We start from the raw sequence: 11,383 nt of genomic DNA, 5'->3' as shown, positions 1-11,383 counted from the left end.
GGGTTGGGGTGGGGTATTAATGAAAAATCAATACGTTGAAGCATACTCTGACCCGGTGTTAGCCCTTAAAACCCCCTCCCGTCCTCCCCCTTCGCAGGGGGAGGTGCAGGGCAAAAACCTACTTACGGTGGCGAGTGAAACTCGCTCAGCTCCCTTCCCTGCGAAAGAGGAGGGTTGGGGAGGGTTGGGGTGGGGTATTAATGCAAAATCAATAATTTGAAGTATGCTTTGACTCGGTATTTGCCCTTGAAACCCCCTCCCGTCCTCCCACTTCGCAGGGGGAGGTGCAGGGCAAAAACCTACTTACGGTGGCGAGTGAAACTCGATCAGCTCCCTCCCCTGCGAAGGCGTTGACGCCGTCCTCACACTTCTAACGGCCTACCCTCGCCCTGCGGCGGCTCTTCGAACACTTCACCAGATTTACGGCGCTGCTCGAGTATCGCCAGCACGTCGGCGTGTTTATCTTCGGTGAAATCGAAGAACCACATAAAGCCGATGCGGATTAATGAACCGATGGCGGGCAACAGGCTGATGCCGAAGAACAAACCGTTCATCACGCTTTCAGTCTGGTGCGCGGCCTGCGGGACATAGTGGATCGCGGTCAGGAAAATCCCTACCAGCCCGCCGCCGACGGCGACTGACATTTTGCCGGTAAACGTCTGGCCGGAGAAGGTAATTGCGGCGCAGCGTTTATTGGTTTTGTATTCGGCGTATTCGATGGTGTCGACAATCATTGCCGACGTAAACAGATTGCTCATCATCACGAATACCGTGCTCAGACCCAGCAGAATAAACAGCCAGGCAAGATGGTGATAACCGCTGAACCACAACACAATGCGCACCACAATATCCAGAATGCACAGGGCAATAAATAACGTTCTCTTTTTATAACGGCGGGTTAATAACGGAGCCGTCAGGCAGGCGATCGCCGCGAGGATCCCCATTACGCCAATCGCGGCCTGTAACGCGCCGTCGCCCATATTATAAATAAAGAAGTAGATATAAATGCCGTTGGCAATATTGTGCAGCACGCAGAAAAAGAATGAGGCTAAGACAAAGAACAGCGGCCGGTTATTTTTCAGGTTATGGAAGGTATCGCGCATGGTGACTTTTTCGGTGCTTGGCGGCACGCGTTCTTTAATATGCCAGAAGCCGTTGAGCATCAGCAGCAGGCCGATGACCATCATCACCACCGTGGCACCAAAATAGCCGTGGTCGCTGGAACCGGGCGAGAAAAACGCCGTCAGACGGGGGAAGAATATTGAGGCGCAGGCAATCCCGGCATTGACGCCCAGCACCGCGGCGGTCACGGCTTTGGTCCGCTCTTTCGGCTCGGAACTCATCACCGAACTCATCGACCAGAACGGAATATCAGAAATCGCGTATAACGTGCCCCACAGAATATAGGTCGCGCCCGCATACAGAATTTTGGTGCCGGTTGGCGCATCAATATTATAAAACGACGCCAGCGTCACCAGCGTAATCAGGAACGGTGCCAGCAACATAAAATGGCGGAATTTCCCGAAACGGGTCTGAATGGTGTCCATTACGCTGGCAAATAACGGATCGTGTATGGCATCCCACGCGCGGGCCACCAGAAATATGGTACTGGCAGCCAGCGCAGAGATGCCCAACACATCGGTATAGAAATAGTTAATAAACGAACCCACCAAACCGAAACTGAAGCATTGCCCCAGCCCGTAACCAAAATAAGACCACAATTCCCTGGAAGGGATTTTCATTGAAATCGTCATTTTATATCGCCTCGCACGTCCCTGTGCTGCCTGTTGAAAGGGTTATTTCATGCGTGTTAAACGGCGGACCAGATCCATTTCGGCACGACGGAACGGAATGCCGTATTCGTCCAGTACGTCGTGGAACCATAAATGGGCGTAATCGTGATTGCCTTTGCGCACCACCGGCCACGGCAGCGTGGTCTGGGTCTTCCCGCGCACCAACCCCCACTGATAACAGCCGCAATTGAAGGCGCTGAACAGCGGCAGTTGTTCCTCAAACACGCTGCCGACGTGGCGTGCCAGCCATTCAGTGCAGAGCAGCGGACGGTTAAATTTCTGCCAGAAACGCAGCGCCTGTAACAGTTTCGGCGTGGCAACGTAGGCGTGGAAACTGATGACGTCGGAAAGCTTTGCCGCTTCGACGTCGATCGGATGGGTGAAAAACTCCGATTCCGGCTGATCGGGATCCTGCGAGAAATGCCATGCGCCGACTGTCAGCGGCTGGCGCGGATCTTCATCCCGCGCCCAGACAAACGCCCTTTGCATCAGTTCCAGCGCGAAAACCTCCAGCTTTTCGTCGTACAACACTTCTTCCAGCCCGGTGGCAAACGTGCCCCGGTTACCCGGCTCGTTGTACAAATCCCAGATGGCGATGCGGTCGTCTGTACGGAAATGTCGGATGACATCACGCACATAACGCTCCACGTCTGGCCACATGTCGCGGTTACACACCACGTCGCGTCCCGGACTGGCCGCCGCCTGACTGTTATGTTTGCCCGGCTCCGGCGCTTTTTGCGGCCCGAGGAACGGCTCGTCGCCGGAGAATCCGCAATCGTCCATCAGCGTCAGCATCACCTTGATCTGATGACGGGCGGCGATCGCCAGAAACTCATCAATGCGCGCCAGCAAACCCTCGCGATCATCCTGCCAGACGATAAACGGCAGGTTGATACGCAGCTGGTTATAGCCCGCGTCGTGCGCCCAGCCGAGTTCCTGATCGATGGCCGGCGCATCAAAGGTGTCGCGCTGCCACAGTTCCGTCCAGTTCACCGCCGTGCGCGGCAGATAGTTAAATCCGCAAATCCAGCCCTGCTGCCTGCTCCACGTTGCCGCCTGTTCTGTGCTCCATTGCTCTTTCATTCATCGTTCCTCATGGTAAAGTGCATCAACTAATATTATTAGCTAATGTTTATTACTCACTCGGAATTGCTGCAAATCACATGCTCAGGTTCTGCAATTGAGATCACACTCTTTTTACACAAACTGCGTGGTGGTCGGGCAAAAACAGGCGCTGTGATATAGTGCAAAAGGAAATAATATGGGCGACGGGAAAAGGGAAATGGAGAAGAAAAACAAAGTCACAATGAGTGATATTGCGCGCGAGGCCGGTGTGTCTCAGGCCACGGTATCGCTGATTTTAAACAACTCGCGCTCCGTAAAACTCAGTGAGGAAACCCGCCAGCGGGTGTTTAGCACCGCCCTGTCGCTCGGCTACAAAAAGATGCCCGCGCCGCACAGTGATAATGGTCAGGAAGAAATTGCGCTGCTGATTAATGCCATGCCCAGTTACGACCCGTTTGTCGATGCGCTGAGTGAAGCGCGTGAAGCGGCGTGGAAACACAACACATTGCTGACTGTGTATGATTACGGCGATGATGCCGAACTGGCGGTGCGGATTATTGCGCAGCTCAATCAGCGGCGCTGTGCCGGTATTATCCTCGCCTCGCCGGTGACGCAGGCGATTGATTACGCCCCGTTTGCCAACCAGACGCAACTGCCGGTGGTGCTGCTGAATGTCTATGACCGCGCCTTTCCGCTGCTGCCGACCTTTTTGCCGGACGACCGCGCCAATGCGCTACAAATTACCCGTCATCTGATTGATCAGGGCGCGACGCGGATCGCCCACATCATGGGCGATAACTGGATGGAAGCCTGTGAAATGCGGCTTGAAGGCTACCGCGAAGCACTCTCGCAGGCCGGTATGGCGCATGACGATCAACGGGTTCTGGCGACCAACTGGTCACTGAATGAAACCTACCGCGCCACACTGGAACTGATGAAACTGCCCGAACCGCCTGATGCCATTTTCTGCTCCAGCGACTGGATGACCATCGGGTGTTATCAGGCGCTGACCGAACTGCACCTGCGTATTCCGCAGGATATTCTGGTCGCCGGTTACGATGATCAGCGCATTGCCGATCAGATGACGCCGAAACTGACCAGCGTGCAGTTGCCCTATTTCGAACTCGGTCGCATGGCGGTGGAATATCTCTGCTCCGGCGAAGACGCTGCCACGCGGGTGATCATGGCCGGGAAATTGAAAGTGCGGGCGAGTACGGCGGCGAAATAAATAAAGGGAATATCCGTTGCAGATATTCCCTTTTCACAGGATCAGTCCAGATCCACTCCGTTACTGGCAATCACTTTTTTATACCAGTAAAACGATTTCTTTCTCTTTCTTTCCAGCGTGCCGTTTCCGGCATCGTCGCGGTCGACGTAAACAAAGCCGTAGCGTTTGCTCATTTCGCCGGTCGAGGCGGAGACCAGATCGATACAGCCCCATGAGGTGTAGCCGATCAACGGAACGCCGTCGGTGATGGCTTCACCCATGGCGCGGATGTGTTCGCGCAGATAGCTGATGCGATAATCGTCGTTGATTTCGCCCTGCGCGTTGATCTCATCTTTCGCACCCAGGCCGTTTTCTACCAGGAATAACGGCTTCTGATAGCGGTCGTACATCATGTTCATGGTGATGCGCAGGCCAAGCGGGTCAATGCCCCAGCCCCATTCACTGGCTTCGATATACGGGTTTTTCAGCGATTTGACGATGTTCGCCGCGCTGCTGTTGTTGTCGTTCATATCCGCCGATGCGCAACGTGACGCGTAGTAACTGAACGAGACAAAATCGACGGTATTTTTCAGGATCTCGTCGTCGCCCGGTTCGGTGACCACGGTCACGCCCTTCTCCGCAAAGACGCGACGGGTGTAGGACGGATATTCGCCGCGTGCCTGCACATCGATAAAGAACAGGTTTTCGCGGTCTTTCTGCAATGCCGCCCAGACATCAGCAGGTTTACAGGTTTGCGGATAAAAATTCCCGCCCGCCAGCATACAACCGACCTGATTCTCCGGGTTCACTTCATGGGCGATTTTGGTGGCTAATGCGCTGGCCACCAGCTCATGGTGCGCCGCCTGATATTTTACCTGCTCCTGATTTTCACCTTCTTCGAAGACTAATCCGGCACCGGAGAACGGGCTGTGCAGCAGGATGTTGATCTCGTTAAACGTCAGCCAGTATTTCACCAGCCCGTCGAATGCTTCAAAACAGGTACGGGCATAACGGGCGAAAAACTCCACCATTTTGCGGTTACGCCACGAACCGTATTCGATCACCAGATGCATCGGCACATCGAAATGGCACAGCGTTACCAGCGGCTCGATACCGTATTTTTTGCATTCCGCAAACACATCACGGTAAAACGCGATGCCTTCGGCGTTCGGGGTCAGCTCGTCACCGTTCGGATACAGACGGCTCCAGGCAATCGAGGTACGAAAGACCGTAAAGCCCATTTCCGCCATCAGCGCGATGTCTTCTTTATAACGGTGGTAAAAATCGATCGCCTGATGCGCCGGATAAAACTCGTCGTCTTTCAGGGTGAAACGTTTTTCCTGACCGGTTTTGACCGCCAGACGATGCGGGCCATGCGGGATCATATCGACCGTGGTCAGGCCCTTCCCGCCTTCAAAACTGCCGCCTTCGGCCTGGTTGGCGGCAATCGCGCCGCCCCATAAGAAGCCGTCGGGAAATACTGATGCTGACATGAAAAAATCCTCTTCTGTCTTTATTTAACTGCGCTTTGCGAAACCGCAAAGGAAGCGGAAGCTGCCGGTTCGGCCGTTTTTGTTTCTTTCGGCGTCACGGTTTCCACCGGAATATCTTCAAATCCGAGTAACAGCGTGGTGAAGAAGGAAATCACCACCGCCAGAATCATCACGCCCACCACCCAGACGATGCTCATCGGATTGGACGGGTCGAAGAACTGCACGCTGGTAAACAACCCCGGCGAGGCCATTGAATGGCTGGCGAGGCCGCCTAATCCGGCGACACCGCCGCAAATGAAGCCGCTGATCAGGCAGGCGATCAGCGGACGTTTGAGACGCAGCGCCACGCCGTACAAAGCAGGTTCAGAAATCCCGGCAACAATCGCCGAGGCCGCCGCAGCCAGTGCGGTCTGACGCAGCTCCGGGTTTTTGGTGCGCCATGCGACCGCCAGCGAGGACCCGCCGAGCGACAGGTTGGCACCAATTTCCGACGGCATCACCATGCCCTCTTTGCCGGTTTCGGCGATGGTCTGAATAATGGTCGGGGTAAACACGCGATGCATGCCGGTCATTACCAGCAGCGGCCAGGCCGCGCCCATGATGGCAACCGACAGCCAGCCCAGATAGCTGTGAACGGTGTACACCACGGCGGAAATCCCGGTACCGATCCAGATGCCCAGCGGACCAATCAGCATGATGGCGATCGGCGCGGCAATCAGCATGATCAGCATCGGTTTCAGGAAGTTTTTGGTGACCACAGGCGTGATGCGGTCCACCCATTTTTCAATGTAGGACAGCAGCCAGGTCATGCACAGCGCCGGGATCACCGTGTAGGTGTATTTCACGGCGGTAACGGAAATGCCGATAAATTCGACTTTCTGCCCCTGTGCGGCTTTCGCCATCAAATCGATAAACGCCGGATGCACCAAAATCCCGGCAATGGCAATCGCCAGCGACATGTTGGTTTTAAATTTCACCGCAGCCGAGGCCGCGACCATCACCGGCAGGAAGAAGAATGCGCCGTCGCCGATGGTATTGAGGATCACCAGCGTCGAGGCACCTTTCTCAAACACGCCGGTCATGTCCAGGATCATCGCCAGCAGTTTCACCATCGACCCGCCGATAATCGCCGGGATCAGCGGGGACATGGTGCCGATCAGCGCATCCAGAATGCCGGAACCGATGCGTTTTAAGGTGATTTTGTTTTTAGCCGGGGCGTCGTGATCGCTGGCTGCAAAGCCTTCCGGCAGCAATTTCAGCACTTCGGCATACGCCTGTGAGACGTTATTACCGATGATCACCTGACATTGTTTTTCGTTGCGTACGACACCCATCACGCCGGTAATGGCTTTCAGCGTGGCGGCCTCGACGGCAGATTCGTCATTGAGCACGAAGCGCAGGCGTGTCATGCAGTGCGTCACCGCCACCACGTTCTCCGCGCCGCCGATTGCGTCGACAATCGACTGAGACATTGCTGCAAAATTTTTAGACATGAGTGACAACTCTCTCGGATTCATAGTGTTATGAATGTTTTTCAGAAGCCGCAGCTTCTGTGAAACCGCTTTTTATGAAACGTTCAGGTTCTTTTATGAAAGGCTGTGAAACGATAGGTAACCGGTTTCATACGAGAATGTGCAGTTCTGATGCAAACTTCAATAAAAACCTGCAACGCTGTTTTATTTTTGTGACGCCGATCGCCACCCCGCTTTCAACGAGTCCAAAATCCTCGCAAAACAGCCGAAATGTGTAGAATGACGCATCGTTTTTTATTTCAGGTGTGGCTGATGTCGACAATGCAGGAAGTGGCAACCAAAGCGGGTGTTTCTAAAGCCACGGTGTCCCGTGTGCTCTCCGGTAAAGGTTATGTGAGCCAGGAAACCAAAGATCAGGTCTTTAAAGCCATCGAGGAAGCTGGATACCGGCCAAACTTACTGGCGCGCAATCTGGCGACCAGCAAATCCATGTGCATCGGTCTGGTGGTCACCAACACGCTGTACAACGGAAACTATTTCAGTGAGTTAATCTCTCAGGCGGCAAAAAAACTCGATGCCAACGGCCGTCAGCTGATCCTGGTCGATGGCAAACACAGCGCCGAAGAAGAACGGGAAGCCATTCAGTTTCTGCATGATTTACGTTGCGACGGCATCATTATTTATCCGCGCTTTTTATCCGTGGATGAAATGGATGAGCTGATCGACAAATATAAAAAACCGGTGATGGTGGTCAACCGCAAATTACGTAAACATCAGAGCCATTGTATTTATTGTGACCACAAAGGGTCCGGATTTAATGCCACCCGTGCGCTGACTGAACGCGGCCACCACCGTATTGCGTTTATCACTGGCTCGATGGATTCCCCGACCGCCATCGAGCGCCTGTCGGGGTATAAAGAGGCGCTGACCGCCGCCGGTTTACTGGTGCAGGAATCGCTGATCGTGCCGGGGAAATGGTCTGCGGCCAGCGGTGCTGCCGCCGTCGAAACCCTGCTGGCGGCCGGTGAACCGTTTAGCGCCATTCTGGCCAGTAACGATGAAATGGCGATCGGCGCGATGAAAAAACTCAACGATGCCGGGATCGCCGTGCCCGCACAGGTTTCGGTGATCGGGTTTGATAATATTCCGACCGCGCCGTTTCTTATTCCGGCGCTGTCGAGCGTGAAAGATCCGGTCAGCGATATGGTCAGCGAAGTCATCAGCCAGATTATTTCCATGCTCGACGGCGGTTATTTGTCCGAGCAGAATAAATTTGTCTCGGAACTTATTTTGCGGGACTCAGTGGTTGACGGACCTTATGCTTCTCTCAGTATTTCGTAAGCGCAATTTAAATTATCCGTTAAACACTGCCGATTAAGCCTTTTCCGAATTGTCGTTTTAGCTTCTGCCCTGCACAGTGCGCATGAACAAGAATCACCGTGATCACGGGACACAGGAAATATCTAAAATGAACAAATCTGGAATGCTTATCCTTTGTGCAAGCTTATTGGCTGCCAGTCTGAGTGCCAACGCCGAAGGCCCGCGTAAAGAGCCGGTAAAACCCCCTCAGCCGGTGCATCAGGTGCATAAACCGGTCGTGAAACACAAGCCGGTCCGCCACAAGGCGAAACCTGCGCCGGTGCATCATAAGGTTCAGCCGAAGCCGGAAGTGAAACCGCAGCATCGCGGTTAAGCGATTCATCCTAAGCCGCACGCTGTTGCGGCTTTTTTACGTATTGATTAAACGCTTGTAACACATGAACTTTATGTGCCTTTTGAGTAAAGTTATTTCCCCGCCTGCCGATAACTCCCCTGTTATTTAAAACCCGGACAACGAATTTCACTTAAGGCCGATCTTTTTGCTAAATATGCTTAAATTTAAGCACGTTAGAAGCAAAATTTGGCGAAGTAAGAATTATCTTATGCTAACGTTTCTCCGGCACATCACAGCAAAAATGCGTCGGGAACAGGCGCACTATTTAGCCGGACTCTGATTTGGACGGACCCCGTGCAGAGACGGCCAGCTATCAGGCAAAAAATATGAGTGAAGATTCTGATGTACTTTATCGATTGCTGGTTCAGCGCGTAGAAGACTACGCGATATATATGCTGACTCCCGATGGCCTTATTGCTAACTGGAATGCCGGTGCGCAGCGGGCGAAGGGGTATACGCCGGAAGAAGTTGTCGGTAAGCATTTTTCCTGCTTTTACACTGAGGAAGACAAACAATCCGGATGGCCGCAGCACGGGCTGGAAACAGCACGGTCCACCGGCCGTTACGAATCCGAAGGCTGGCGACAGCGCAAAGACGGTTCGCGCTTCTGGGCGCATATCATTATCGAAGCGTTGCGTGAAGCCGGAGAAATCATCGGATTCGCCAAGATCACCCGTGATGTCACGGAGCGTCGTGAAACGGAACAGGCGTTGTTGCAGGCCAAAGAACTGGCGGAATCCAACAGCGAGCAGCTCTCGTCCCTGTCTCAGTTTCTCAATACGGTGATCGCCAATATTCCCTCTTCGGTGATTGTCGAGAATGCCGTCTCGCGTGAAATCCTGCTGGTTAACCGTCAGGCAGAACGTCTGCTGGGCATCTCCCGCGACAAAATGCTGGGTAAACGTCCGCAGGATTGTATGGGCGTCGGGCTGAGCAATTTCATCAATAAGCAGTCGGATGAATGTCTGCGCGCGGAAGGCGTACACCGCAGCGAGCAGCAATTGCTGACCGCTATCGGCGACCGGACGTTACAGACCACCAGCTCGGTGATCCGCGGACACGATCCGCAGACCAGCTACGTGATGATGATTGCCGATGACGTGACGGATCAACAGGCGGCGCATGCCCGGATCCATCACATGGCGCATCACGATAACCTGACCAGCCTGCCGAACCGCATTCTGTTCAGCCAGCGTCTGAGCGAAGCGTTGCAGCGCGACAGTTATACCCACAGCCACACCGCCACCTTGTGTCTGGATCTCGATAACTTCAAGAACGTCAACGACGCGCTCGGCCATCAGGTCGGTGACGAACTGCTGCGTGCGATTTCCAAGCGTCTGCGCATGACGCTGCGCGATGACGACACGCTGGCACGCATCGGCGGTGATGAATTCGCCGTGGTGCTGCCGGGGCTGAAAGACATTTCAGCGGCGCATCAGATTTCCAAACGCCTGATTGAATCGGTGCGTCCGCCGGTCATTATTGACGGCCATTCGCTGTCCGTCGGGCTGAGCATCGGCATTGCGCTGGCAGACTCAGCAGAAAATACCCCCGACCAGTTGCTGCGTTGTGCGGATATGGCGCTGTACGAAGCCAAACGTAATGGCCGCAACCGTTACGAAGATTTCCGCCTGGAGATGGACGCCGCCGCGCGTAAACGCCGGGTGGTTGAAATGGATTTACGCGACGCCATCACCTGTAATCAGCTGCGTCTTTACTACCAGCCGATCACCGATGCGCGGCACGATGCGGTAATGGGTTATGAGGCGCTGATGCGCTGGCATCACCCGGAAAACGGTCTGATCATGCCGGTAGATTTCATCCCGATTGCCGAAGAAACCGGGCTGATCCACAGTCTCGGCTCGTTTGCGTTGCACGAAGCCTGCCGTGAAGCCGCCAGCTGGAAAGGCAATCAGACCGTCGCCGTCAACCTGTCGCCGATCCAGTTCAAAAACAGCGGGCTGGTGTCAGTGGTGGAATCCGCGCTGGAAGCCTCGGGGCTGGATCCGGCACGTCTGGAAGTGGAAATCACCGAATCGGTGTTGCTTGATAACACGCTGGGCAATATCAGCACGCTAAGAAAACTGAAATCGCTGGGTGTACGCATCGCACTGGATGATTTCGGCACCGGTTATTCGTCGCTGAGCTATCTGCGGTCATTCCCGTTCGACAAAATCAAAATCGACCGGTCGTTCATTAATGATATGCAGGACAGCCGCGAAGCACTGGCGATCATCCGCGCCATCACCGGCATGAGCCGCAGTCTGGACATTCAGACCACGGCAGAAGGTGTGGAAACCGACGAGCAGTTCCGGCGTCTGAAAGAAGAAGGTTGTACGTTGTTCCAGGGATATTTCTTCGGACGGCCTCAACCCTCAGAGTCAAGACTGACCGGGTTTGCACCCCTCTGATGATAGTTATTAGACACGGGTTTTGTCGGGAATGATCGGGGGAACAGCGGCATATAAGCCTGTTATTTCTGACGATTGTTTTTGCACAACCCCTTGCTAAGGGGAGCGAGCCGACCGTGTTTCCTTCCATACCGGAAGTGGGTTTTGACCTGCTCCTCCCCCTGCGAAGGGGGAGGCTGGGAGGGGGTTTTAAGGGCTAACACCCGGTCAAAGCATACTTCAACCTAT

8 protein-coding genes are annotated in these 11,383 nt (G+C 54.2%); 4 read left to right on the top strand and 4 right to left on the bottom strand.

Features of this window, described 5'->3' with window-relative positions; genetic code table 11:
• Positions 1-362: 362 nt before the first annotated feature.
• A complete protein-coding gene (locus tag EYY67_RS23945) occupies positions 363-1,754 on the bottom strand; it encodes an MFS transporter (protein ID WP_131694562.1) in 1,392 nt (463 codons plus the stop codon).
• Positions 1,755-1,796: 42 nt separating this feature from the next.
• A complete protein-coding gene (locus EYY67_RS23940; protein ID WP_131694561.1) occupies positions 1,797-2,876 on the bottom strand; it encodes a cellulase family glycosylhydrolase in 1,080 nt (359 codons plus the stop codon).
• Positions 2,877-3,075: 199 nt separating this feature from the next.
• Here EYY67_RS23940 and EYY67_RS23935 point away from each other — a divergent pair, with 199 nt between their 5' ends.
• Positions 3,076-4,086: a LacI family DNA-binding transcriptional regulator gene (locus EYY67_RS23935; protein WP_131694560.1), complete on the top strand. Its 1,011-nt coding sequence runs from the start codon at positions 3,076-3,078 to the stop codon at positions 4,084-4,086.
• A 41-nt stretch (positions 4,087-4,127) separates the two neighbouring features.
• Here EYY67_RS23935 and EYY67_RS23930 read toward each other — a convergent pair whose 3' ends face one another.
• Positions 4,128-5,558: a 6-phospho-beta-glucosidase gene (locus EYY67_RS23930; RefSeq protein WP_131694559.1), complete on the bottom strand. Its 1,431-nt coding sequence runs from the start codon at positions 5,556-5,558 to the stop codon at positions 4,128-4,130.
• Between the two features lie 20 nt (positions 5,559-5,578).
• Entirely contained in the window at positions 5,579-7,051 is a 1,473-nt protein-coding gene (gene ascF / locus EYY67_RS23925) for a PTS cellobiose/arbutin/salicin transporter subunit IIBC (RefSeq protein WP_165498001.1), read from the bottom strand.
• Positions 7,052-7,342: 291 nt separating this feature from the next.
• On the opposite strand from ascF, the gene EYY67_RS23920 reads away from it, so the two are divergent.
• The 3 genes from EYY67_RS23920 to EYY67_RS23910 all read left to right on the top strand — a co-directional run bounded on the left by EYY67_RS23920 (position 7,343) and on the right by EYY67_RS23910 (position 11,155).
• Positions 7,343-8,371 carry a LacI family DNA-binding transcriptional regulator gene (locus tag EYY67_RS23920; protein WP_131694557.1) on the top strand — a complete coding sequence of 343 codons (1,029 nt, stop codon included), beginning with the start codon at positions 7,343-7,345 and terminating at the stop codon, positions 8,369-8,371.
• A gap of 127 nt (positions 8,372-8,498) precedes the next feature.
• Entirely contained in the window at positions 8,499-8,723 is a 225-nt protein-coding gene (locus EYY67_RS23915) for a hypothetical protein (RefSeq protein ID WP_015690004.1), read from the top strand.
• Positions 8,724-9,070: 347 nt separating this feature from the next.
• Entirely contained in the window at positions 9,071-11,155 is a 2,085-nt protein-coding gene (locus EYY67_RS23910) for a sensor domain-containing protein (RefSeq protein ID WP_095922162.1), read from the top strand.
• Positions 11,156-11,383: the final 228 nt, after the last annotated feature.

Origin of the sequence: Rahnella victoriana (genome assembly GCF_004330295.1) — a bacterium.
GTDB classification, from domain to species: domain Bacteria; phylum Pseudomonadota; class Gammaproteobacteria; order Enterobacterales; family Enterobacteriaceae; genus Rahnella; species Rahnella victoriana.
This window is presented reverse-complemented; position numbering and strand designations above follow the sequence as displayed.

Bases quoted from the DNA above. Each gene is read 5' to 3' on its own strand.
- EYY67_RS23935 (WP_131694560.1), top strand. From the start codon at position 3,076: ATGGAGAAGAAAAACAAAGTCACAATGAGTGATATTGCGCGCGAGGCC.
- EYY67_RS23945 (WP_131694562.1), bottom strand. From the start codon at position 1,754: ATGACGATTTCAATGAAAATCCCTTCCAGGGAATTGTGGTCTTATTTT.
- ascF (WP_165498001.1), bottom strand. From the start codon at position 7,051: ATGTCTAAAAATTTTGCAGCAATGTCTCAGTCGATTGTCGACGCAATC.
- EYY67_RS23930 (WP_131694559.1), bottom strand. From the start codon at position 5,558: ATGTCAGCATCAGTATTTCCCGACGGCTTCTTATGGGGCGGCGCGATT.
- EYY67_RS23920 (WP_131694557.1), top strand. From the start codon at position 7,343: ATGTCGACAATGCAGGAAGTGGCAACCAAAGCGGGTGTTTCTAAAGCC.
- EYY67_RS23940 (WP_131694561.1), bottom strand. From the start codon at position 2,876: ATGAAAGAGCAATGGAGCACAGAACAGGCGGCAACGTGGAGCAGGCAG.
- EYY67_RS23915 (WP_015690004.1), top strand. From the start codon at position 8,499: ATGAACAAATCTGGAATGCTTATCCTTTGTGCAAGCTTATTGGCTGCC.
- EYY67_RS23910 (WP_095922162.1), top strand. From the start codon at position 9,071: ATGAGTGAAGATTCTGATGTACTTTATCGATTGCTGGTTCAGCGCGTA.